Origin of the sequence: Ensifer sp. ENS11, assembly GCF_014851895.1 — a bacterium.
Classification (GTDB): domain Bacteria; phylum Pseudomonadota; class Alphaproteobacteria; order Rhizobiales; family Rhizobiaceae; genus Ensifer; species Ensifer canadensis.
This window is the reverse complement of record NZ_JACVAN010000013.1, coordinates 101,242-125,882: the sequence shown is the minus strand read 5'-3', so window position 1 is coordinate 125,882 and position 24,641 is coordinate 101,242. Positions and strand designations below refer to the sequence as shown.

General features: G+C 59.6%; 20 protein-coding genes. 10 read left to right on the top strand and 10 right to left on the bottom strand.

Features of this window, described 5'->3' with window-relative positions; all coding sequences use genetic code 11:
* Window positions 1-66: 66 nt before the first annotated feature.
* The 3 genes from cysD to cysQ are packed head-to-tail and all read left to right on the top strand — an operon-like array spanning window position 67 to window position 3,661.
* Complete coding sequence (gene cysD, locus IB264_RS22720) at window positions 67-966, top strand: sulfate adenylyltransferase subunit CysD (RefSeq protein ID WP_192434167.1); 900 nt, start codon at window positions 67-69, stop codon at window positions 964-966.
* Window positions 966-2,861, top strand: coding sequence for a sulfate adenylyltransferase subunit CysN (gene cysN, locus IB264_RS22715; RefSeq protein ID WP_192434165.1), 1,896 nt, complete (start codon window positions 966-968; stop codon window positions 2,859-2,861). The genes cysD and cysN overlap by 1 nt, the downstream gene beginning before the upstream one ends.
* Entirely contained in the window at window positions 2,858-3,661 is an 804-nt protein-coding gene (cysQ, locus tag IB264_RS22710) for a 3'(2'),5'-bisphosphate nucleotidase CysQ (protein ID WP_084814603.1), read from the top strand. Before cysN ends, cysQ begins: the two co-directional genes overlap by 4 nt.
* On the opposite strand, the gene IB264_RS22705 is transcribed toward cysQ, so the two are convergent.
* The 8 genes from IB264_RS22705 to IB264_RS22670 all read right to left on the bottom strand — a co-directional run bounded on the left by IB264_RS22705 (window position 3,616) and on the right by IB264_RS22670 (window position 13,908).
* Window positions 3,616-4,863, bottom strand: coding sequence for a glycosyltransferase family 4 protein (locus IB264_RS22705; protein ID WP_025431321.1), 1,248 nt, complete (start codon window positions 4,861-4,863; stop codon window positions 3,616-3,618). The genes cysQ and IB264_RS22705 overlap by 46 nt on opposite strands.
* Window positions 4,864-4,868: 5 nt before the next feature.
* Complete coding sequence (locus IB264_RS22700) at window positions 4,869-6,068, bottom strand: glycosyltransferase (protein ID WP_051509359.1); 1,200 nt, start codon at window positions 6,066-6,068, stop codon at window positions 4,869-4,871.
* A gap of 32 nt (window positions 6,069-6,100) precedes the next feature.
* Window positions 6,101-8,293, bottom strand: a complete 2,193-nt coding sequence (locus IB264_RS22695; RefSeq protein WP_192434164.1) for a nucleoside-diphosphate sugar epimerase/dehydratase — start codon at window positions 8,291-8,293, stop codon at window positions 6,101-6,103.
* A 349-nt stretch (window positions 8,294-8,642) separates the two neighbouring features.
* Window positions 8,643-9,329 (bottom strand): HAD family hydrolase, encoded by a 687-nt coding sequence (locus IB264_RS22690; RefSeq protein WP_041693174.1) that lies wholly within the window; start codon window positions 9,327-9,329, stop codon window positions 8,643-8,645.
* Window positions 9,330-9,333: 4 nt separating this feature from the next.
* The gene (locus IB264_RS22685) at window positions 9,334-10,305 is read right to left on the bottom strand and encodes an ATP-grasp domain-containing protein (RefSeq protein WP_025431317.1); all 972 of its coding nucleotides are present in this window, start codon (window positions 10,303-10,305) and stop codon (window positions 9,334-9,336) included.
* A 49-nt stretch (window positions 10,306-10,354) separates the two neighbouring features.
* Window positions 10,355-11,266, bottom strand: a complete 912-nt coding sequence (locus IB264_RS22680) for a methionyl-tRNA formyltransferase (protein ID WP_025431316.1) — start codon at window positions 11,264-11,266, stop codon at window positions 10,355-10,357.
* A gap of 496 nt (window positions 11,267-11,762) precedes the next feature.
* A complete protein-coding gene (locus tag IB264_RS22675; protein WP_025431315.1) occupies window positions 11,763-12,794 on the bottom strand; it encodes a DUF2955 domain-containing protein in 1,032 nt (343 codons plus the stop codon).
* Window positions 12,784-13,908 (bottom strand): HlyD family secretion protein, encoded by a 1,125-nt coding sequence (locus tag IB264_RS22670; protein WP_025431314.1) that lies wholly within the window; start codon window positions 13,906-13,908, stop codon window positions 12,784-12,786. The genes IB264_RS22675 and IB264_RS22670 overlap by 11 nt, the downstream gene beginning before the upstream one ends.
* A 309-nt stretch (window positions 13,909-14,217) precedes the next feature.
* On the opposite strand from IB264_RS22670, the gene IB264_RS22665 reads away from it, so the two are divergent.
* Window positions 14,218-15,324, top strand: coding sequence for an AI-2E family transporter (locus tag IB264_RS22665; RefSeq protein ID WP_025431313.1), 1,107 nt, complete (start codon window positions 14,218-14,220; stop codon window positions 15,322-15,324).
* Window positions 15,325-15,365: 41 nt separating this feature from the next.
* On the opposite strand, the gene IB264_RS22660 is transcribed toward IB264_RS22665, so the two are convergent.
* Entirely contained in the window at window positions 15,366-15,578 is a 213-nt protein-coding gene (locus IB264_RS22660; RefSeq protein ID WP_246811809.1) for a helix-turn-helix domain-containing protein, read from the bottom strand.
* Window positions 15,579-15,761: 183 nt separating this feature from the next.
* Between IB264_RS22660 and IB264_RS22655 the strand changes: the two genes are divergently transcribed.
* The 6 genes from IB264_RS22655 (at window position 15,762) to IB264_RS22630 (ending at window position 23,378) form a co-directional block, all read left to right on the top strand.
* Entirely contained in the window at window positions 15,762-16,817 is a 1,056-nt protein-coding gene (locus tag IB264_RS22655; protein WP_192434162.1) for a LacI family DNA-binding transcriptional regulator, read from the top strand.
* 124 nt (window positions 16,818-16,941) lie between these two features.
* Entirely contained in the window at window positions 16,942-18,210 is a 1,269-nt protein-coding gene (locus IB264_RS22650) for an ABC transporter substrate-binding protein (RefSeq protein ID WP_025431310.1), read from the top strand.
* A gap of 103 nt (window positions 18,211-18,313) precedes the next feature.
* A complete protein-coding gene (locus IB264_RS22645) occupies window positions 18,314-19,210 on the top strand; it encodes a carbohydrate ABC transporter permease (RefSeq protein ID WP_084814605.1) in 897 nt (298 codons plus the stop codon).
* On the top strand, window positions 19,207-20,022 hold the full coding sequence (locus IB264_RS22640) for a carbohydrate ABC transporter permease (protein WP_025431308.1): 816 nt from the start codon (window positions 19,207-19,209) through the stop codon (window positions 20,020-20,022). The genes IB264_RS22645 and IB264_RS22640 overlap by 4 nt, the downstream gene beginning before the upstream one ends.
* Window positions 20,023-20,033: 11 nt before the next feature.
* Window positions 20,034-22,280, top strand: coding sequence for a glycoside hydrolase family 2 protein (locus IB264_RS22635; RefSeq protein WP_192434160.1), 2,247 nt, complete (start codon window positions 20,034-20,036; stop codon window positions 22,278-22,280).
* 9 nt (window positions 22,281-22,289) lie between these two features.
* Window positions 22,290-23,378: an ABC transporter ATP-binding protein gene (locus IB264_RS22630; protein ID WP_192434159.1), complete on the top strand. Its 1,089-nt coding sequence runs from the start codon at window positions 22,290-22,292 to the stop codon at window positions 23,376-23,378.
* A gap of 206 nt (window positions 23,379-23,584) precedes the next feature.
* Here IB264_RS22630 and IB264_RS22625 read toward each other — a convergent pair whose 3' ends face one another.
* Complete coding sequence (locus IB264_RS22625; RefSeq protein ID WP_025431305.1) at window positions 23,585-24,631, bottom strand: ABC transporter ATP-binding protein; 1,047 nt, start codon at window positions 24,629-24,631, stop codon at window positions 23,585-23,587.
* Between the last annotated feature and the right edge of the window lie 10 nt (window positions 24,632-24,641).

Sequence of the window (24,641 nt, the reverse complement as noted above, 5' to 3'; positions counted from 1 at the left end):
CCGCTTTCCCGATAATGTTTGATTAGCGCCGATCGATTTCGCAACGCGACACAAAGGGGTTGTCGCATGGCTCTTTCGCATCTTGCCCGCCTTGAGGCCGAAGCCATCCACACCATGAGGGAGGTCGCGGCAACATCCGCCAACCCAGTGCTGCTTTATTCCGTCGGCAAGGATTCAAGCGTGCTGCTTCATTTGGCGATGAAGGCTTTCTTTCCTGCAAAACCACCGTTTCCGCTGCTTCACGTCGATACGACCTGGAAGTTCAAGGAAATGATCGCCTTCAGGGACCAAGTCGCACGAGACAACGATCTCAGGCTCATCGTTCACATCAACGAGGATGGTGTCGCCCAAGGCATTAGTCCTTTCGAGCACGGTTCGAACGTCCACACCCACCTCATGAAGACGGTGGCATTGCGCCAGGCGCTCGAGAAACATCACTTCGACGTGGCGATCGCGGGCGCGAGGCGCGATGAGGAAAAATCGAGGGCGAAGGAACGGATCTTTTCCCTGCGCACTGCCGGGCAGGCTTGGGATCCCAAGCGACAGAGACCGGAGATGTGGAAGACCTTCAATACCAGGCTCACGCCGGGAGAAACCATGCGGGTCTTCCCGCTCTCGAACTGGACTGAACTGGATGTCTGGCAATATGTCCTGCAGGAAAGCATCGCGGTGGTCCCGCTTTATTTCGCCGCCGAACGTCCGGTCGTCGAACGGGACGGCATGCTGATCATGGTTGATGATAACCGCATGCCGCTGCAGCCGGACGAGAGCGTCCGTCTGCGCCAAGTGCGTTTCCGCACCTTGGGTTGCTACCCGCTCACCGGCGCCATCCTGTCCACGGCGACGACCATTCCCGAGATCATCGAGGAGATGGTCTTCAGCCGCTCTTCCGAGCGGCGCAACCGGCTTGTCGATCGCGACGAAGCGTCCGGCATGGAAAGGAAGAAGCGGGAAGGATACTTCTGATGCACGGTCAACCTTCGGTGTTTTCGCCTGAAGTGGCGGGGCTCCTTGATGTCGAAGGCAGCAAGTCGCTCCTTCGTTTCATTACCTGCGGATCGGTCGATGACGGAAAATCCACCTTGATCGGCAGGCTGCTCTATGACGGCGGCTTGATCCTCGAGGATCAGGTCGCGGATCTTGGACGGGAGAGCGAACGGCAGGGAAAGGTCGATCACCTCGATTACTCGCTGCTGCTGGACGGGCTTGAGGCGGAACGAGAACAGGGCATCACCATAGATGTCGCCTACCGTTACTTCTCGACCGCCAAGCGCAAGTTCGTCGTCGCCGACACGCCCGGTCACGAGGAATATACCCGCAATATGGTGACCGGCGCATCGACGGCGGATCTGGCGATCATCCTGGTCGACAGCCAGCACGGCATGCTGCCGCAGACCTGCCGCCACACCTACCTCGCCTCGCTTCTTGGCATTCGCCATGTGGTCGTCGCGGTGAACAAGATCGATCTCGTCGGCTATCGCTCGAGCATATTTGAGGCGCTACAGACCCACTATCGCAAATTCGTGCTGACGCTCGGTTTTGAAACCGTGCAGGCCATTCCCGTATCAGCGCGTTATGGCGACAACGTCGCCTCCCGGTCAATGCACACGCCATGGTACCAGGGGCCGAGCCTGCTCGAATATCTCGAAACCGTCGATGTCGGCAAAGAGGTCGCCGAGCGCCCGTTCCGCTTTCCAATACAATGGGTCAATCGGCCCAATGCCGGGTTTCGCGGCTATGCTGGCGAGATTGCGTCCGGCAGGATAGCCGTCGGCGATTCGGTTACGGTCGCCAAGTCTGGACAGAAGACGGCGATCAAGTCCATCGTGACCTATGACGGAGAAGTCGCAAGCGCCGAGGCCGGCCAGGCCGTTACCCTGGTTTTAAGAGATGAGGTCGATGCCTCCCGCGGCAACATGCTGACGTCGCCATCAGCTCGGCCTTTCGTCGCCGACCAATTGCAGGCCCACGTTATCTGGTTCGACGCCAACCCTTTGCTTCCGGGCCGCAGCTATATCCTGAGGACCGAAACCGACAGCGTCAACGCGACGATCACCAAGCTCAAGCACCGCGTGAACGTCAACAGCTTTGCCCGGGAGGCAGCCAAGTCGCTGACGATGAACGAGATCGGCGTTTGCAATATCTCGACGCAGGCTCCGATCGCCTTCGACGCCTACAAGGACAACAAGACCACCGGCAATTTTGTCATCGTCGACCGCCTGACCAACGACACCGTTGGCGCCGGCATGATCGATTTCCCATTGAGGCGCGCGGCCAACGTCCACTGGCACGCCATGGACGTCAACAAGCAGGCGCGAAGTGCGCAGAAACAACAGACACCTGCCGTTCTGTGGTTCACGGGGCTTTCCGGGTCTGGCAAATCGACAATCGCCAACGCGCTCGAACGGATCCTCAATGCCCATGGCAGGCATACCTATCTTCTCGACGGCGACAATGTCAGGCACGGCCTGAACAGGGATTTGGGCTTTACCGACGAGGATCGGGTGGAAAACATCCGGCGCGTGGCCGAGGTGGCAAAATTGATGGCGGATGCCGGCCTGATCGTTCTGGTTTCCTTCATCTCGCCGTTCCGCGACGAGCGGCGCATGGCACGCGAACTGATGGCCGAAGGTGAATTCATCGAGATTTTCGTGGATACGCCGATCGAGGAATGTGCTCGCCGCGATCCCAAGGGGCTTTATGAAAAGGCCCGTGCCGGCAAGATCGCCAATTTCACCGGCATCTCCTCACCCTATGAAGAGCCGGAGCATCCGGAGCTGCGCCTTTCGACTATCGACAGCGAGCCGACGGATCTCGCCCTTCAGATCGAAGATTTTCTCACACGGCGACAGTTGCAATGAACGCGTTGTCCGAGCTTTTCGAGGAGACGGCACTAGCTGCGGGCACCGCCGTTCTCGATGTCTACCATGCCGGCGCACACGCCCTTGCCAAGGCCGATGGTTCGCCCGTTACCGAAGCCGATCTCAGGGCCGAGGCGGTGATATTCGAACGTCTCGCCAAGGTTTCGCCCGGCACCCCCATCGTCGGGGAGGAGGCGGCGGCTGCGGGCTGTGCTCCCTCGGTTGAGGAAGGCTCCTTTTATCTGGTCGACCCACTCGATGGCACCAAGGAGTTCATTGCTCGCCGTGACGATTTCACTGTGAATATTGCCCTTATCGAGAACGGCAAGCCGATTGCCGGGATCGTGTATGCCCCCGCCTTGCGACGAGCCTATGTCGCCGCCGGCGGCATCGCACAGCGCCTGGAGATCGATCGCTTCGGTCGCGTGTGCGAGCGACGCGAGATCCGCGCGCGCGGTCGTGAAACCGCGATCATCGCGGTCGCGAGCCGCAGCCATTCCTGCGCGGAAACGGAGAAGTTTCTCGCCCGGCACCATGTCCAGGAGTGCACCTCGGTTGGTTCATCGCTAAAATTCTGCCTGCTGGCGGAGGGCCAGGCCGATGTCTACCCGCGTTTTGGCCGGACGATGGAGTGGGATACTGCCGCCGGTGATGCGGTATTGGCTGCTGCCGGCGGAACGGTGCTGCGCCTGGACGGCTCGGTGCTGAGGTATGGCAAGTGCAGGCAGGCGAGCGATTGCGATTTCGCCAACCCTCACTTCGTCGCCTGGGCCGCAGCCCCGCCTGAAGGTTGGTGCTGACCATCATCGGTGCATGCGGTCGTCGCTTTGCCGTCTATTTGCATACGCGCAAGAAGCAGGCGGTTTACCAGCCTGACGTCGAACCGTTCTTCCGCCATCCGGCGCGAAGCGCGCCCCATGGCGGCAATCGCGGAACGCTTCTCAATGAAGCCTTCCATCGCTAAAACAAGCGACGAGACGCTGCGAGGCTCGATCAAAACGCCGTTGACACCTGGGTCCACCGTTTGCCTGCAGCCGGGTAGATCCGTCGTGATGATTGCGCGTCCGGTCGCCATGGCCTCCAGAATGCTTCTGGGGATGCCTTCCCGGTAGTAGGAGGGCAGCACGAACACGCTGCAGGCTGCAAGGTACGGACGCACATCGCGGGTGGTTCCCAGATACTGCACCACACCTTCCTGCACCCATCCAGCGACTTCTCCTTCGCTGATCGCTGTCGGGTTGGGATCATAGTGCCCCAGCAGTTGGAAGACGGCGTCGGGATGGCGCGCGCGGATTGTCCGCGCCGCAGCGACATATTCCGGGACGCCCTTGTCGCGCAGGAGCCGGGCGATCAGGAGAAAAACGGTCGGCTTTAGCGGTGGCGTCGATGCGTGGTAGTAATCAAGATCGACGCCCGACCCCGGCACTGTCGAGACAACAGAGGGGTCGTCGACCAGCCGGCGCTCTCTGATGTCGGCAAGATCCGCTTCGTTATAAACGAAGACGGCCCGTGCCTTCTTCATCGCGCATCGGTAGAGCCCGACGCACATCGAGCGCAGCGATCGGCGAACGGCGCTTTCGTCAGGCTCGACAGCGAACATATGGCCGAGTCCGGTGACGAGAAAGAACCTATGCGGCACCGCGCAGAGCCGCGCGGCAATGCCGCCGTAGATGATCGGCTTCATCGTATAGGGCAGGATCGCCGCCGGACGTTCCTTCAGGAAGTGACGGACCAGTGCGGCGAGCGTCACCAGGTCGGCAAAGGGGTTCAGTCCGGCCCTCGACATGGGGATCCGGATGAAACGCACACCAAGCGCATCCAGTTCTTCTTCCACGATCGGATCATGGTCGGGGGCCATTGCGTCGACATCAAACCCTGCCTTCACAAGATCCTTGATCAATTCGCGGCGAAAGTTCGTTAGCGACGAGGTCAAGCTCGCAATCAGGACTATCCTGGCGCGGGGTGCTTCTGCTTTGCCGGAAAAGGTTTTGGATGCCTTCATGACCGCTACCGCATACGGCGGGCTTCGTTGACCGGTGCCTGCCACCCTACTTGCCGCGCCGCTTTGGTGACTTGCTGGTCGAGGACCTCGTCGTAGAGCGAGAGGTGGCTGTCGACGTAGGATCTCAGCGAGAACCGCTCGACGACGCGCCTACGCGCGCGTTCTCCCAGTTGCCGCCGGGCGCTTTGCGACAGGCACAGGATCGACGCGGCTAGTTTTGCTAGGCCATCTGCGTTTTCCGGTTCAACGACCATCTGCCGGTCCCCCAGCAGCCATGCGCAGTCTCCGACATCGGTGGCGATCGCCGGCACGCCACTGGCCATTGCTTCAGCCACGACCAGTGGAAATGCTTCCCCCCAAGCCGACGACAGCATAAACAGGTCGAGGCCCGGCATTAGCCGGTCAATGTCCGCACGCGCGTTTGAGACGGTGATCATCGGTGTTATGCCGAGTTCGACCGCCAAACGTCGGACGATCCCATGTTCGTGGCCGTCACCGATCAGGATCCCGTGCGCATCAAGCCCCAGGCTGCGAAGCGTGGCGATTGCACGCACGAAGGTGCCATGGTCCTTCATCGGATGTGCGCGCGCGACATTGCCGACAAGAAAGCGTTCAGTGGGCACGCCGAGCGCGTCGCAGAGATACCGTCGGGCGTCAGGGCGTGGGCGAAACTGATCGCAATCGACGCCGTTTGGAATAATACGCCGCTTGTCCGGATCGAAACCCAGCGCTTCGTGCTGGTCGGCCGACACCCGCGAACAGTAGGAAATTGCGCTTGTGCGATGGGAAAGGGAAGCGCTCAGCCGGATCACGGCACGTGTCAGCAGTTTCTCTGAGGCAAGGTTGGCGATGGAGTGGTGAATGCTCCATATGGTGGGCTGTCGCTCGCCGAGCAGCGATCCGAGCGATGCGGCGACATTGCCGTGATACATCCATCCGTGAAGCAGCCTCGGACGAGACGATCTCACGATCGCACGCAGTCTGACCAAGGCACGCGGGCCTGGTCGTGACTGCTGCATCTGTAGTGTCGCGACATCGATGTTGGCCGCTTGCAAATCGCGCGCGATCGGGCCAGGCGTCATCAGCGAAAGCACGGCGGGGTCGTAACGCGTTTGGACGAGCTTTGCGCCAAAGCGCGCGAGCATGTATTCCGCACCGCCGACATTCAGCCCCGTGATGCAATGAAGTACGGGGATCCCTGCCATGCTCGGCTCCTTCCTTGCGCGTACACCAACACCTACTGCCGCGGCCTGCTGGTGGTTTGCGGCCGCACCGCCTTCTTGTTGCCGAACGCGATAACGCTAGCACTGCGACCGGTCGATCGGCGAGCCGCCCTGGCTGCCGAAATCATGTCTTGCGGGATTTCCGCGTTTGGCAACAATTGCGCGATCGCTGCCAGGACTGAACCCTCATCACATCGTTCGGCATCGCGCTGCATACGATTGAATGCGCTCTTCAACAGCGAAGAGGGCACGGGTTGAGGGACCGCTCCAAGCACGCCGGGGATGGCCGATGGGGTGCGCTTATCGGTCGGATCGAAGAGTTCCTCGAACAGCTTTTCACCCGGTCGGGATCCAACGATCTCGATCATGATGTCCTTGTCCGGCACGAAGCCTGCCAGGCGGATCATGCGTCGAGCGATGTCGATGATCTTCACGGGCTCACCCATGTCGAGCACAAAGATTTCGCCCTGGCCGATCTGCTTCTGGAAACCGTAAGCCGATGCCTGAAGCGTCAGCTCGACGGCCTCTCGGATGGTCATGAAGAAGCGCGTCATTCTCTCGTCGGTGACCGTCAACGGACCGCCCTTGGCCAACTGATGCTTGAAGAGCGGAATAAGCGATCCGCTTGATCCAAGCACGTTGCCGAAGCGAACTGTCATGAAGCGGGGTCCCTGCCCGCTGGTGGCGCCATCGAGATCGAGCGCCTGGCAATAGAGCTCGGCAAGCCGTTTCGTCATGCCCATTATGCTGGAGGAGTTCACCACCTTGTCGGTGGACACCTGCACCATGGCAAGCGCACCGAACCGCTTGGCCGCGTTCGCGACGTTCATGGTACCGATGACATTGGTCAGAACGCCTTCGCAGGGATTGATCTGCACCATGGGCACATGTTTCAGCGCGGCGGCGTGGAAGACCAGTTCCGGCAGGTGCGCTTCGAAGATCTCATTGACCCTCTGGCTGCGCCGAACGCTGCAAAGGCAGTTCGAATGACGGACATCCGGAAACTCTTCCTTCAGGCAGAGGTCGATCGAATAGAGATTGAATTCGGTATTGTCGACCAGAACGATCTCGGCCGGGCCGCAGGCGGCGATCTGGCGGGTGAGTTCGCTTCCGATCGACCCACCTGCACCGGTAATGAGAACCCGCCGACCGGCAATCAAGCGCCTGATGGCGTCCTTGTCGAGGGCGGCCTGCGGCCGTTCGAGCAGGTCAGTCATTTCGATCGATCGGAGCTCGTATGGGTTCTCGTTGCTGGTCTGCCTGAACTCCGTGGCACTTTGCAGCCGCGAGACTGCGATACCAAGGCGTTCGGCGGCCTGCAGCAACTCACCCGAAGCCGTCTCGTCAAAGGACGACAATGGTTCGGTGAAAACGATATGGCAGGGCTGCTTGCCCACGGCCCTGAGATCGGCGACGACCTGTTCCAGATCCTCGAGCCTGCCGGCGATCGGTACCCCATGCAGCATCAGGCCAACCTGAGATTCACTCGAGTCGAGGCAGGCGACCGGCACATAGGGCGCCGCCGGATCGCGAAACAAAGCGCGTAGATAGAGATCCGCGGCGTTGCCGGCTCCAACCAGAAGCAGGGGAACGCGGTGGCGATGGCCATCGGCGTCGGCCTTTTCCGAACGCTTGTTTTTGGAAGGCAGGAATTCGTCTGCGCGGAAGCTTAAGCGGGAGGTCGCAAGGAAGGCAATCAAAAGCAGCGATTGCAGCGGCACAACAGTTCGCGGCATATCGGTGAGGCGTGTCGAAAAGAACAAAAGGGCGATGAGCACGAGCGAGGTCAAGACCACCGCGCGGATGATAATCACGAGGTCGCTGATTGACCCGTATTTCCAGTTTCGACTGTAGAGACCCGAGAGCGGGAACATGGCCGCGCAGACCGCCAAATACTGCGCGGACGACCAGGCCAGTATCTGCATCGTATCGGGGCGATCGCTCAGGCCTCCAGGCCCGTACCGCAGGAACAGGGCGACGAAAAGCGCGACCGCCGCCGACGCCAGATCCACCGCATAGAGCGCAGAGTTCTTTCGTGCGCCACGAGCGGCTGATTTGAGTTTCCTGACGCCAATCTGCGCAAGTGTGATCGCGGCGTCCCGGGCCGTTGCCGGGAAAGCTGCGCTGTCTGCGATGGCTCGACGATTCAATACACGAAATGCCCACGCACCGTAAAACGCCTTAAAGGCGGTCGGAATGCGAAACATAACGCCCCTCCTTCGACATGGCTTCGCTAGCCGGTGGCCAGAATGGGCCGGGCGAGTAATACGACCGAAAGTATATGCGTTACTGCTGGTGGAGTTCCGTCAATTCCATAGCATAAAAAAGATATACGCTCTCGACCTGTTCGGTGTCGGAGCGTGTTGTACCTTTTCCCTATTTGCATTGAACTCTAGAGACCACTTTGATTTTGGAAAGTAAACTAACGTTGAAGGATTAATCCTTTGGGGCAATAAATGTAATCTACAACATCGATCGATTTTGATGGCGCGGGAATACGACGAAAAAGATCAAAGATTTAGGTTCGCAAGTGTCGAATCGCGATAGGTGAGAGGATTAGGGAAGGCGCTTGATCGCTAACTCAAGTTCGTCGAATGTAACGATTCGTGATTGTGCCTGGTGCATCGGCGTCGGCGCATCGCATCGGTGGATGCGATCGTCGCGCAGGATTTGAACGGTTTGCCAGCCCCTCGTTCGCGGCGTGACAAAATCCTTGATGGCATTGTCGGCAACATAGGTGAGTTGCGATGCCGTCAGATGCGACGCGGTCTCGACAGCTTCGAATGCTCTTGGATGCGGCTTGCGATAGGACATGCCCCAGGCATCCGTACACAGGACGAGGTCAGCTTTATGTTCGAGCCCAAGCGCCTTGATCTTCGAACACTGGGTCGAGACAGGTCCATCGGTGATGATGCCGATGAAGTCGTCGTCCCGGCGATGGGACAAAAAACGTACCGCGTCGGGGGCGAGCGAGATCGAGGGCTGATGCTCCCGGTAGATCGTCACCAGCTGCTCTACCAGAGAAGGGTCGGCACCGCCCTCCGTTTCCACAAGCGCAAGATCGAAAACCTGGCCCCTGACGCCCGTCGCGAAAAGGCGGGCACAGCGCGCGGCGAAATCGGTCTGTCCCGTTCTTTGCCGCCACCATGCCCCCACAGCCGCAAAGCCGCTGAATACGAAGTCGCGCTCGAGATAGAGTGTGTCATCGAGATCAAAGATGATCCCGCGAGCAAAGGAGCGCATTTGGTCACCCGTCAAAAAGAGCCTGATCATAGCGCAACATGAGTACTCCATCTCGCCAATCGTCGTTGGCGCTGACGGGAAGGCCGGCGACCTCCTCCAGCAGCCACTGCGCGAAACGGGCCCCGGCGCGATCGGCTAGCGGATAACCGCCTCCGAACCGCGCGTTGAGTTCGATTACCTGCAATCCGCGTGTTACATCGGCGATTGCCTGAAAGCAGAGGGCGCCGCGTGCGTCGGGCAGTGCCTCAGCCATCCCCCGCGCAAGCGCGGGAAGCTCCGCCAGGCGCACGGTTCGCCCCTTCTCGACTTCGCCCGCCCGCACCGAGAGCCGTTCGTGTGCGATGCATGATCGGGCGATGCCATCACGGTCGACGAACATGTTGATCGTGTATTCGGGGCCGGAGAGGTATTCCTGGACAATCATCGGTTCGGCGCAGTCTTTAGGAAGAGCGTTTGGGTCGTGGATCACACTGATGGAGCGACTGGCGCTGCCGGAGCGCGGTTTGACGAAGACCGGCCATGTCCAGTCGGCGGTCGTCTGACGGGCATTCTCCAGCGTATCTGTACGAGGCACGGCGAGGCCTGCCCGGTGGAACGTGTGCATCGTACGCAGCTTGTCCCTGGCGATTTCTACCACCAAGGGCGGGCTCACATGGATCCGTGTTCCCCTCTCGGCGAAGCGCTCGGCGTTAAGGGAAAACGGCAACAATTCGGGGTCGATTGTCGGCACCACGAGATCGACGTTTTCTGTTCGGCAGATGTCGGCGACGGCATCGATGAACGCTTCGTCGTCGCAACCGGGCACGGCGAATGCCCGATCGGCCGTGTGACAAGCGGCACTGAGCTCGGGCCTCCTGTCACACGCCATTACCCGGAGCGTCACATCAAGCCGCGCGGCCGCGGCGCGAAAGCACTGGATGAGTTCGACCCGCCGTCCGGCGGAAGAAAAGAGAACGCACAACTCCCGTCTGCTCATCGCCAAAGCCCTCCGTTGGCGCCTGTCGTACTGTCTTTATCCGCCCTGGCTAAAGTCGCGGGCGGCCATCCGTCAGCTTGCCATGCAACGCAGGCCGATCCCCCTGCCAGTCGATGACTTCGAGGCAATTGCCGTCTCCACACAAGACGAGGAAACCGGCCTTCGTATGCACCTGGACCTGGCCCGTCAGGCCGATATATTTGCCCGCATTCGGGTGCACGGTCGCGCGGGTGACAACGATCTTGCGATCGCCGAAAAAGGTGAATGCTCCGGGATAAGGATCGCCGACGGCGCGAATGAGGCGCTCGATGTCCACGGCCGAACTTCGCCAATCGATTAGCCCATCCTCGGCTCTTCGGCGCGCGCAGTAGCTTGCGCCCCGCTCGTCTTGCTGGATGCCTTTCGCCAGCCCTTTCTCCAGGAGGTCGGCCGCCACGACGACCATCTCCGACAGGTTGCGCGTATGTTTGTCGTAGAGGGTCCGCGCGGTCTCGTCGGCGGCGACATCGAACAATCGTTGCAGCAGGATGTCCCCGGAATCCATGCCATCATCAAGCCAGAAGAGGGTCGATCCTGTGACCTTTTCGTTGCAGAGTATCGTCCAGGGGATCACCCCCCGTCCCCGCAGCCTTGGCAAGGCGGCCGGGTGGAAACCCAGGCAACCGCGTGCGGCGATGCTCCGAAATTGGGGGCCGCAGATCTGCGACCACCCGATGACCAGGATGACATCGGGCGCGAACTGCCGCAGGCTTGCGAGCGTGGCCTCGTCGTTGACATCAGAGGTTTCGACAACCTCGATCCCGGCCCTTCGCGCAATCGGCATAAGGTCGGCATGATCCGAATGTCGACCGGCTTTTGCACCGGGAAGGGTGAGCAGCAGGCCGGGTGCGCGCCCCGCACACACGAGCGCTTCAAGAGCGATCCTCGAACCCTCGACTGTCCCGACGAATGCGACGCGCATCGATGATAACTCCGTACCGAGGGAGAAAGGCAAGCTTGGGATGCAGCCTGTGGATGGCCGCGTCAAAATTACATCATACTAAAATTGAGGCCAGTGGATTTGTCGGACGCGAAACGCGTTCCTCAGTTTTTTCGGAGCCATCGCGTCTTCTTGGGGTCAGTTCCGGTACGGGGCGCCCCTAAGGCTTGTTCCGCTGTCTCAATTGAACCGGTGTTGATTTCATGCCCGCAAAGCCTTGATTTGCATGGGCCGATCGATGTCCAAGACAGACTGCTGTTGAAATGGGACAAGAAAAGCACTCAGTGCGGTTTTCTCAAAGCCTGCGAGGGCTTCTTTGTGCCCCAACAGCGGCCATTCGCGTTGACTACGGGGTTAGTTGGCGCGAGACGCCGCACTCTGACGCTGTTCGCGATGATGTCCGCCGGGTTGTCAGCCTCCGCGGCTCGCCAAGGAGGAGGAGGCGATCAATCGGCGCGCGTCAGCCGCCGACAAGCCCTCAATCGAGACTGCGTTCCTGACGGGGCCAAAGCAACGTCGTCATGAAGGTGGCAAAGGCGATGGCCACCAGTATGTAAGTGACGCGGGTGGAGAAGGACTCGGCGGCAGACCCCGGAAGCGGTGAGACGCCGGTTCCGAATACGAGGAGGAAGATCGTCAAGGCGCCCGCGTAAAGTTTGGCGGCCGGCGCACGCATGGCGGCACGACCGCCAAATACCAGGCCGGCCAGCAGGACCAATAGAAAGAGGAAAATGAGGGACGGCCGTAGCTGAAGCAGACCGAATGCGACGGACGCGGCCACGCCTCCAGTGATATTGGTTATCACGATCCCCAGGGCCGCGCGCGTGCTGGCTGTGGCGTCGAATTGTGAGAGCAGTGACACGACTGTTATCGGAATGACAATCGCCGTGGCCAGCGCTTCGCGTGTCAGACAGGCAACCACCGCGATCAGGAGTATGGTGGTGTTGGCGGCAGCGTAGCGTGCCGCACGCGGATATGTCGTCACCGTCGTCGCCTTAACAGTGGGGCTACCTTTGTCCGGGATAAAGACATAGGCCAGCCACATCAAGAGCATTCCGGTCACCACACCCTGCACCAGGATCATTAGAATGGTGTCGCCGAGATCCTCGTTCAGAATTGTGAGGAGCGGCACCATAACCGCGATGACCAGAACAACAAAGATTGTGGGGCCGCCCTTGCCGTTCGCCTGTTGGTAGAAACATCCAAAGTAAATCAGCCCAAGCAGTAGCAACAGAACCGGCGGCCGGTCGCCAGTCAGCACGGATACGAATTGCAGAAGTGCTCCGACGACAAGAATAAACACTGTGACCGCCAACGCCTTTTGCAACGGCATAGGGCGGGAACTGGAGATCAGAAACTGTGCTGCAAACAATGGCCCAAGGAAGGGGATGATAGCCCCCGAATAGACTGAACAGGAAAAGCCGACCGCAACGGCAAGCGCTATGCGCAGACCCTTGCGCTTTACATTGACGCGGTCCTCCTCGAGCGAAAGATACGTGTCAGCTGACATAGGTCAGGACCGACAGAATTCGGATCCAGAGACTGCCGAGCGCATTGGTGACCGGATGGTCCCCGGTATAGATCACCACATTCGCCTGCGAACCGTACCGAACGCCCTTGGGCCGTCCTTCGTCGAGAACCAGGCGGACGGGAAAGCTCTGCGGTGCTCGCACCCATCCAGTGTCTGTCGAAATCTTCGGCAGGCCCGTCGCTGGGTCGACACTCCCCTGAGCCACTCCCATCCCGATGCCTTCAACGGTCCCGGCGAAAATCTGACCGGGGAGAACATCGAAAAGCACCTCCGCACGGTCGCCGGCGGCAACCATCTCAAGGCTGTTTTCCTTAAACGCGGCGGTGATCCAAATCGTGCCGGTATCGATGAAAGTCATTGCACTCTCGCCAGCGCTGAGCATACCTCCGACGGAAAGCTGAAGATTGGTGACGACGCCTTCCGCCGGCGCGGAAACCGTCGTGCGCAGCAGATCAAGCTGAGCGGTTTCAAGCGCCGCGAGCGCCTCCTTCAATTGTGGATTGTCCTTTCCCGCAGGTCCAAGCTCCTCCTGAGCCCGCACGAGGTCGGCTGTGGCTGCATCCACGCCTGCATCTGCCTGATCCAGCGCGGCCGCGGCCTCATCATACTTCGCCTGGGCGTAGATACCGCGCCTGACAAGTTCCATGGCGCGGGTGGCTTGATCCTGGACGTTGACGCGCACTGCCTTCGTCTCCACCACCTTGGCCTGGGCGACATCGACGGACGCCGTCGAAGCGCCGATCGTCTGACCTACCCCTGCAAGGCGTGCTTCCGCCTCCGCAACGGCGAGCCGGTACTGTTGCGGGTCCAGGCGAAACAGCATCTGGCCGGACGTCACGGCGCTGTTGTCGGTCACGCCCACTTCAATGACCCGCCCGGTAACCTCCGGCGCTACGCCAACGACATATGCACTGACGGTCGCCTGCGAGGAAGAAGGAGTACGCCGCTCCATGAAAACCGTCACGACGAACAGAAGCAAAGCCATCAGGAGCACGGTGATTGCGACCGTGCGCTGCGGGTTTTTCTCTTTAACAGGCGCGCTCACTGTATTTGGAGCATCATTTTGAGGGGCCCCAGTTGCATCCGACGCCATGACGTTTCCCCCCTAAGATCACGCGGCCGTCGCGCCGAGGCTCTCCTTGCGCCAGCACTCGCGTTGTAATGGCAATCTAGTCCTAAGCTGTCTCCATCGCAACGGCCGCCGATGCGACGCATAAGCCAGGTATCCACCCATAGAACCGCGCCAGGCTGAGGCTGCATCGACTTCTCAAATGGCCGGTTCGAGGCGCGTCCAGCGAGCACTTTTGCGTCTGTCTTGCAGGAAGACCGAAACAGGTAAATAATCACCCAAGTACCGAGCTACCTGGGAAGTCCGGATTGGCTGGGAAGGGGGGCAGTAACAATGGAGCCGAAGGTGACAATCCCTGAGCGCGCACCGTCGCTCTTGAGAATGCTCGACGCTGCACTTCAGATCGGACTCGTAGCCTTACTGATCTTTGCCTGTAGCCGCATCATATTGCCCTTTGCTGGCATCCTGCTCTGGTCGGTGATCCTCGCAGTCATGCTCTATCCGCTGCACCAACGCTTGGTCGCCCGGGTCGGCAATCGCTGGTCGGCGACGTTAATCGGGTTGGTCAGCGTTGCGCTGCTGCTGGTTCCATTGGTCATGGTTGTGACGTCGCTTGGATCTTCCATACTTGAGTTCGTCTCGGGCTTGCAAGACAGCAGCCTGACGGTGCCGCCGCCGCCGACATGGCTTGCCGACCTCCCGCTGGTCGGCCAGAAATTAACCGAGACATGGGCTCTCGTCGCGACAAACATGCCGGCGGCGCTTGCCAAGTACGGCAAGATGCTAGGTGGAATTGCATCATGGCTGGCGTCGTTCGCGGGCGGTTTGGCCGCCGGTCAGCTGTCATTCGTGCTTTCGTTCGCAGTCGCTGCCGTGCTCATCGCCTATGGCGATGGTGCCACCGAGTTCGCCAGACGTCTGTTGGAACGTATCACCGGCAGCAAGGCACAAGGTACCCGGCTGGTTGCAATGACGGCCGCGACGATTCGAGGTGTGGCGGTCGGCGTAGTCGGCGTGGCCGTCATCCAGTCGTTGCTGATCGGGATAGGCTTTTTTGCGATAGGTCTTTCGGCAGCCGGAGTTTTGACGCTTTTGGTGCTATTGTTTGCCATCGTGCAGGTGCCGGCGGTGTTGGTAACACTACCTGTCATAGCCTATGTTCTTGCGACAGAAGCGACCACGCCGGCGATCATCTTTTCGATCTGGACCATCATTGCCGGGCTCAGCGACAACCTCCTCAAGCCATTGATGCTCGGCCGCGGACTTGACGTTCCAATGCCGATCATTCTGATCGGTGTAATCGGCGGCATGATCGCTGACGGGCTTCTCGGCCTGTTTGTGGGCCCTGTGCTCCTGGCTGTTGGCTATGTACTGCTCATGGAGTGGCTGCGGGACGAACCCATTGAGGGCGGGCCGCGAACTGAATATCCGCCGCCATGATCGCGGTCATTGCTCTTGGCTTGCTGGCGATGTTGGCATAGTTAGCATTTCAGGTGCTGGCATCGGTTTTCGCCGCCCGTTACTTCGCCCGTACCTCCCTGTGGCGGGATGACTGCGAACACCTTGCGTTCGACTAGGCCGTCCTCTTCGAGTTCCCTTAGCTGCTTGATCAGGAGCCGCTGTGAGCAGTCACCGAGTTCTCTTTTCAGGGCATTGAGCCGCAAGGTACCCTTGCGAAGATGATACAGGATCATGCCTTTTCACTCGCCGCTGATGAGATTGAGCGCCGCATACATCGTGACCGTGGCGTCTGGCTGCGTTGGCGCCTAATTGAATGTTGTGAGTAAAAATTTACTAAAGACGATTTCGAAATGCCGTTGCATATGGCACATTCACCAATGACAACGATCGCCCTATGACAACAATGGAATGACGGCATGGTCACTATCAAGGAAATCGCCAAGAGCGTTGGCGTGTCGTCGGCTACGGTTTCGAGGGTGCTCAACTACGACCCCGCCCTGTCGATCTCACCGGCAAAACGGCAGGCGATCATCGAGACGGCCGAGGCTCTGAACTATGAGACCCCGCGCAATCGCAACAAGGCGAACGGACAGGCTGCCCCCAGCCTTTTGACCAAGCTCGTCATCGTGCATTTTCTCGAGCCTTCGGACGAGATTGCCGACCCCTATTACGTCGGCGTGCGGCTTGGCATCGAAAGCCGCTGCCGCGACCTGAGGACGGAGATCGTCAAGGTCTTCCATTCAGACGCGCTGCCTGAGGCGTCCCTGCTTGCAGGCGCATCGGGTGTCATCGTCATAGGCAAGCATTCCGACAACGAGATCGCATGGCTGAGCGAGTATGCTCCACATGTCGTTTTTGCCGATTTCGACCCGAGGAGCGACCTGATCGACAGCGTGTTTTCCGATGTGGGGCTCGCCACGTGCAAGATCCTCGACGCTCTGAAGTCCAGCGGATACAAGCGCATCGGCTTTATCGGCAGCCACGAGAACCTCAATGGCACTGTCCAGCATTTCGCCGAGCGCCGATGCGTGGCCTATATCGATTGGCATAAGAAGAACGGCACCTTCGCGCCTGAGCTTTTGGCGCTCTCCGATTGCTCATCGGGTCAGAGCCTCCGGCTCGAAACCGGCTATCGTCTCGCGCGCGATTTGCTGTCGCTCACTGACCGGCCGGATGTGATCGTGACATCCAACGACAACATGGCAATCGGCACCTATCGGGCGATCCAGGAATTCGGCCTTTCGATCCCGACCGACATTGGCGTCATATCCTTTAACGACATCCCCGTTGCTCAATTCCTGACGCCGTCGCTGACCACGGTGCGCATCCATGGCGAACATATCGGCGAGACAGCCGTCGATCTGTTGCTCGAGCGCCTTTCCGGCCGCAGCTACGGCAAGCAAGTGCGCATAGCCACCGAACTCGTTTGGCGCGACAGTTGCCGCAAACCCCTGGAATCCTTGTCGTTGTGAGCAGCTCAACGCGCGTGATAAATATTTACTAAATATTCCTTGCGCGTTGCCTGAATTTCGGTAAATCTTGCGCGGACGGCAGGAGAGGAGAACCTGCCCTCAGCAAGTTTCTAGGGAGGAAACGATGTACCGCAAAACGAACCTGTCGCGCGTTGCGGCTGGCGTGCTCGCCGCAACAAGCCTGCTTGCGTCCACCGCCGCCTTTGCCGGGGAAGTCACGATCTGGTGTTGGGATCCCAACTTCAACGTTGCGATCATGAAGGAGGCGGCGGCGCGCTATAGCGCGAAGCATCCCGAAACGACGTTCAACATCGTCGATTTCGCCAAGGCGGATGTCGAGCAGAAGCTGCAGACGGCACTGTCGTCGGGCACCACTGACGCGCTACCGGATATCGTGCTGATCGAGGACTACGGTGCGCAGAAGTACCTCCAGTCCTTTCCCGGAGCCTTCGCCGAGCTTTCCAGCAAGGTCGATTTTTCCGGCTTCGCGCCCTACAAGGTTCAATTGATGACGATGGACGGGGCCGTCTACGGCATGCCGTTCGACTCCGGCGTCACCGGCCTCTACTACCGCAAGGACTATCTGGAGCAGGCCGGCTTCAAGCCAGACGACATGCAGGACCTGACCTGGGATCGTTTCATCGAGATCGGCAAGCAGGTCGAAGCCAAGACCGGCAAGAAGATGCTCGGCCTCGACGTCAACGATGCGGGCTTCATCCGCATCCTGATGCAATCCGCCGGCGGCTGGTATTTCGACAAGGACGGCAATCTTTCGATCGAGAACAACGCCGCCCTGAAGGCAGCGCTCGAAACCGAACAGAAGATCCTGCAGGCCAATATCCATAAGCCGGCTGCCGGCTGGACGGAATGGGTCGCGACCTTCACCTCCGGCGATGTCGCCACCGTGACAACAGGCGTTTGGATCACCGGTACGGTCAAGGCCCAGGCCGATCAGTCCGGCAAGTGGGGCGTGGCACCGATTCCGAAGCTTGACGTCGAGGGCGCCTCGGATGCGTCCAACCTTGGTGGTTCCAGCTGGTATGTTACCGCAAGCTCCGCCGAGAAGGACGAAGCCATCGACTTTCTCAACGAAGTCTATGCCAAGGACGTCGATTTCTATCAGAAGATCCTGACGGAGCGTGGTGCCGTCGGCTCGCTGCTCGCGGCCCGCAACGGTCCCGCCTATTCTGAAGCCGATGCCTTCTTTGGCGGCGAGAAGGTCTGGCAGAACTTCTCCGACTGGCTGGCGAAGGTTCCAGCGGTCAATTACGGCGTCTTCACCAACGAGGTGGACACGGCAGTAACGGCGCATCTGCCTTCGCTTGGCGAGGGCGCGCCCATCGATGACGTGCTGAAGGCGGTCGATAGCCAGGCGCAGGGCCAGATCCAGTAACGGCTCAAAGGCAGGCGGCAACCGCCTGCCTTCTCGCTCGGGCGCATGCGGCCATCACGTCGCGTGCCCTCCGCAACATCATCCCTTTTCGTTGAGGGCACCCATGGCTGCCGGCAAAACAGGCGGATTGAAGCGCTACTACGACCTGAACGGCTGGCTGTTCGTCGCCCCGTCCTTGCTTCTCATCGCAATCTTCCTCGTCTATCCGATTTTGCGCTCGCTCTACCTGTCCTTCTTCTCGGGCAAGGGAATGATGATGAAGTTTGCCGGCTTCGGAAACGTTGCACGGCTATGGAACGATCCGGTCTTTCTTCAGGCTCTGAAAAACACCGTCACCTTTTTCATCGTCCAGGTGCCGATCATGATCACGCTGGCGCTTCTGCTTGCCGCGGTCTTGAACAACGACAAGCTGAAGTTCATCGGCTTTTTCCGCACCGCCATTTTCCTGCCCTGCGTCGCCTCGCTCGTTGCCTATTCCGTGCTTTTCAAAAGCATGTTTTCCGTCGATGGCGTGGTGAACTCCGCACTTCTGGCGGTCGGCCTGATCGCCACCCCGATCGGCTGGCTGACGGAACCCTTCTGGGCCAAGGTGCTCGTCATCCTGGCCATCACCTGGCGTTGGACCGGCTACAACATGATCTTTTACCTTGCTGCCTTGCAGAACATCGACAAGTCGATCTACGAGGCGGCGCGGATCGACGGCGTGCCCGCATGGGCTCGCTTCGTCTACATCACAGTACCAATGCTGAAGCCGGTGATCCTGTTTACGACGATCATCTCGACCATCGGCACGATCCAGCTGTTCGACGAAGTCTACAACCTGACCGAGGGCCGCGGCGGCCCGGCGAACGCAACGATCACCCTCTCGCTCTATATCTACAATCTCACCTTCCGCTTCATGCCGAGCTTCGGCTACGCGGCGACCATTTCCTACGTCATCGTGATCATGGTGGCGCTTCTGTCCTTCCTCCAATTCTACGCGGCGAGGGATCGGTCATGAACGCCTCACGCCTGGCCACAACCGCATTGCAATACGCCTTCCTCGCGGCTGCAGCCTTCCTGTCGATTTTCCCGTTCATCTGGATGGTGATCAGTTCGACGAACAAGTCGATCGACATCATTAGCGGCAGAACGGGTATCGGAGATGCCTTTGGTACAAATGTCACCAACTTCTTCGCACAGGTCGACGTGCCGCTGGTTTTCTGGAACTCCACGAAGGTCGCGGTGCTTGCGACGCTTTTGACGATCGTCGTGTCGTCGCTCGCCGGCTACGGTTTTGAGATGTTCAGATCCAAGGCGCGCGACCGGATCTACGCGCTCGTGCTTCTGACACTCATGGTGCCGTTTGCCGCACTGATGATCCCGCTGTTCATGATGATGGCGAAGAGTGGCCTCATCAACACGCATATCGCCATCATGCTGCCGACGATCGCATCCGCCTTCATCATCTTCTATTTCCGCCAGTCGACAAAGGCATTTCAGACAGAGCTTCGCGACGCCGCCAAGGTCGACGGCCTCAAGGAATGGCAGATCTTTCTCTACATCTACGTTCCGGTGATGCGCTCGACCTACGCGGCCGCCTTCGTCATCGTCTTCATGACCAACTGGAACAACTACCTCTGGCCGCTCATCGTCCTCCAGTCGAACGAGACCAAGACGATCACCCTCGTCGTCTCCTCACTCGCCTCGGCCTACTACCCCGACTACGGCGTGGTCATGATAGGCACGATCCTTGCCACGCTCCCCACCCTCCTCGTCTTCTTCGTCATGCAGCGCCAGTTCGTGCAGGGCATGCTCGGCTCAGTGAAATAGGAACGTCGTCAATGCGCATTACTGAAAACTTCAATGCCGACTGGGTCTTCCGCAACGGCTTCGAGCCGGCACATGTTCAAGCACTTCAGTCGGGCGAAACCGTGCGCCTGCCGCATAGCGCCGTCGAACTGCCCTACAACTACTTCGACGAGACCGATTACCAGAAGCCCTTCACCTATCAAAAGCGACTCGACTGGCGCCCGGAATTCGAGGGGCGCGAAGTCTCGCTCATCTTCGATGCCGCCATGGCCGACAGCGTCGTCTATCTGAACGGCAAGGAGATCATTGCACACAAGGATGGCTACACGCCCTTCGAGGCGCGTTTGACACCCCATTTGGTGCGTGGCGAAAACCTGATCACGGTCAAGATCGATGGCTCTGAGAACCCCGAGATCCCACCCTTTGGCGGCCAGATCGACTACCTCTGCTATGCCGGCATCTACCGCGACGTTTGGCTGAAAGTGACAAACCCCGTCTCGATCGCCAATGTGAAGATCGAGACGCCGGATGCGCTTGCCGAGAAAAAGTCCGTCACCGCTCGCGTCTTTCTCGCCAATCCGCAAGGGCACACGTTGTCCGGCATGCTTTCCGCCAAGATCCGCCGCAAGGGCGGCGGCGACGTTGCGGCTTCCTCGATCAAGGTCAATGGCGACGAGGTGGCTTTCACCTTTCCCGATCTTACCGATATCGAACTCTGGGATATCGACAATCCGGTGCTCTACGCCCTGTCGCTCAAACTTGAGACAGAGTACGGCGACGACGTGCTGACGCTGCGCTTCGGTTTCCGCACGGCGGAGTTCACGCCGGAAGGCTTTCTGCTGAATGGCAGGCCATTGAAACTGCGCGGATTGAACCGGCACCAGGGCTTTCCGCACACCGGCTACGCGATGGGTCGGCGCGCGCAGGAAAAGGACGCCGACATCCTGAAGCATGAACTCGCCTGCAATGTCGTGCGCACATCGCACTATCCACAGTCGAAGTGGTTCATCGAGCGCTGCGACGAGATCGGCCTGCTCGTTTTCGAGGAAATACCCGGTTGGCAGCATATCGGTGGTGAAGCCTGGCAGAAGGAATCGATCGAGAATGTGCGCCGCATGATCGTGCGTGACTGGAACCATCCTTCGATCATCATCTGGGGCGTTCGCATCAACGAGAGCCAGGACAACCACGCCTTCTACGCGGAGACGAACCGACTTGCGCGCGAACTAGATCCCACCCGCCAGACCGGCGGTGTGCGCTTCATCACCAATTCGGAATTGCTCGAAGACGTTTACACGATGAACGACTTCATCCTCGGAAACGAGGAGTTGCCGGGCAACAACCGCGGGCGCGTGGTCCTGCGCGATCGGGTGGAGACGACGGGTATTCGCCGGCCGATCCCCTATATGATCACCGAATACAACGGCCACATGTATCCGACCAAGCGCTTCGACCAGGAACAGCGACAGGCCGAACATGTGACGCGTCACCTCTTGATCCTCAACGCCGTTGCCGGCGACCAGGACATTTCCGGCTCCACCGGTTGGTGCATGTTCGATTACAACACCCACAAGGACTTCGGCGCCGGCGACCGTATCTGCTATCACGGCGTGCTCGACATGTACCGGATACCGAAACTTGCGGCCTATGCCTATGCCTCGCAGGGGGATCCGAAAGACAATGTCGTGCTTCAGCCGGTGACCTTCTGGGCACGCGGCGAGCGCAATATCGGCGGCGTACTGCCGCTGATCGTGCTGACGAACTGTGACTATGTCGAAGTGAAGTTCGGCGAATGGCCGGCAAAGCGGATCTACCCCGACAGGGAGAACTACCCGCATCTGCCGCATCCTCCCGTCGTGCTCGACCTGCGCAGCGTGACGCCGGAAGAATTCGGCACCTGGGGTCGGGTCTGGCGCGAAGGTACCTTCACCGGCTACGTCGACGGCAAACCCGTGAAGACGCTGACCCTTCCGGCCGACCCGGTCCCGGCGACGCTGGAGGTCGTAGCCGACGATACGGAGCTTCGCGCCTGCGAAAAGGATTCGGTGCGCGTGGTGGTGCGCGCGCTTGATCAATGCGGCAATCTGCTGCCCTATTTCGAGGAGCCCGTCCTGCTTTCGCTGGATGGCCCCGGCCGGATCATAGGGCCCTCAGAACATACGCTTAAGGGCGGCGCGACCGGCTTCTGGATCGAAGCCGGCGAGGCCAAGGGCAAGCTTGAGCTGACGGTGGCGAGCCGCCGCTTCGAGACCCAGTCCGTCACCTTTACCGTCAGCTGAGTAACCGCCATGGCCGAAGTCCGTCTCACCGACATTCGCAAGCGCTTTGGCGCGCTCGAAATCATCAAGGGCGTCGATCTGTCGATCGAAGCCGGAGAGTTCGTCGTCTTCGTTGGCCCATCGGGCTGCGGAAAGTCGACGCTGCTGCGTATGATCGCCGGTCTGGAGGATATCTCCTCCGGCGAACTCACCATCGGCGGCGACGTCATGAACGACGTTGACCCCTCCAAGCGCGGCATCGCCATGGTGTTTCAATCCTATGCGCTTTATCCGCACATGACGGTGCGCGAGAATATGGGCTTCGCGCTCAAATTCGCCGGTATGGCAAGAGAGGAAGTCGATAGCCGGGTCAACGACGCGGCACGAATTCTCGAGCTTGAACCGCTGCTGGATCGCAAGCCGAAAGCGCTCTCGGGTGGTCAGCGGCAACGCGTCGCGATCGGCCGCGCCATCGTGCGCAATCCGCTCGTCTTCCTGTTCGACGAGCCGCTGTCGAACCTGGACGCCGAGTTGCGTGTGCATATGCGCGTCGAAATCGCCAAGCTGCACAAGGAACTGAAGTCGACCGTCATCTACGTGACGCATGACCAGGTGGAAGCGATGACGCTGGCCGACAAGATAGTCGTCCTGCGGTCTGGTGTCGTCGAACAGGTGGGCGCACCACTCGATCTCTACGACGACCCGGCAAACACCTTTGTTGCCGGATTTATCGGCTCACCGCGCATGAATTTTCTGAAAGGCCATGTCGCAAGCGTCGCAGACGGCCGCGTGACAGTGGCACTGACGAGCCAGCCCGGTGTGGTGTTGACACTTCCTCTTACATCGACATCCATTGCCACCGGCGACGTCGTAACCCTTGGAATTCGTCCCGAGCATTTTCTCGCTGGAGGGAAGGGTGACGTTGATCTCACGGTGAAGGTCGATGTGGCAGAGCACCTCGGCAATACCAGCTATGTCTACGCTCATGTTTCCGACAGCGAGCGGATCATCATCGAACACGGTGACGTCCGTAATATCGCAAGTCGCGAAACCCTCAGCATCGGCATCGCCGCATCGCGGTCCTTCCTGTTCGACATGGATGGAATCCGTCTCAGATAGCGAAATTTGCGGCTCTGTCGCAGAGGCGACCCGTATCGTTTTCCTAGCCGCTTCGGCTCGACCGATGGCTACGCGTTATCGCTGCCCGAAGGGAGGGGCAAGGGCTGTCCTGCCCCACGCCGGCCTCGAAGAAACGCCACTTGCGCACAAGTCTTCGAACTGTGCGCAAGCGGTGTCGAAACCCGTCAACTGACGAAACCATTGTCTCAGTTCAATCGCGCGCCCTGTGACGAAAACAGGTGGATTTTCGCCAGATCAGGGGCGATCGTCACGGTCTGCCCGGGTCGAAGCTCCATTCGATCGCGGATCACCAATGTCGTATCGAATGCGCCGAGCTTGACGACCAGATGCGTCTCGGCGCCAGTCGGCTCCACCACGCCGACTGTCGCTTGGATGCCGCTCTCGGCAATAGCCAGATGCTCAGGCCGGATGCCATAGGTGTGCGCAGCACCGCCGGAGTAATTCGGCGGCAGCGGAAGCGCTTTGCCGTCCTCTGTGACGAACTGCCCATCGAGGATCGAGCCGTGGAAGAGGTTCATCGCGGGCGAACCGATGAACGTGGCGACAAAGGTGTTTACGGGCCGATCATAGAGGTCGAGCGGCCGGCCGATCTGCTCGACGACACCACCACGCATGACGACGATGCGGTCTGCCATTGTCATTGCCTCGATCTGATCGTGCGTGACGTAGACTGTCGTTGTCTTCAGCCGCTGGTGCAGATCCTTGATTTCGGCACGCATGGTTACGCGCAGTTTGGCATCGAGGTTCGACAGCGGTTCGTCGAACAGAAACACCTGGGGATGACGGACGATCGCACGGCCCATCGCCACGCGTTGGCGCTGGCCTCCGGAAAGTTGCTTCGGCAGGCGGTCGAGCAAAGGTTCGAGTGCCAGGATATCGGCCGCCTCCTTTACCCTGTTTTGGATCGCGGCCTTGTCCTGTCCCTTCAGCTTCAGCGCAAATCCCATATTCTCCGCCACAGTCATATGTGGATAGAGCGCGTAGCTTTGGAAGACCATGGCGATATCGCGTTCCTTGGGCGCGATATCGTTGACAACGCGGCCGCCGATGCGGATCTGGCCACCGCTGATGTCTTCGAGACCGGCAAGCATACGCAGCAATGTCGATTTTCCGCATCCAGAGGGCCCGACGAGTGTGACGAACTCGCCATCCTCGATGTCGATGGAAACATCGTGAATAACCGGAACGGCGCCATATTGCTTTCTAACCTGTTCGATAGTGACAGATGCCATTGCTTATTCC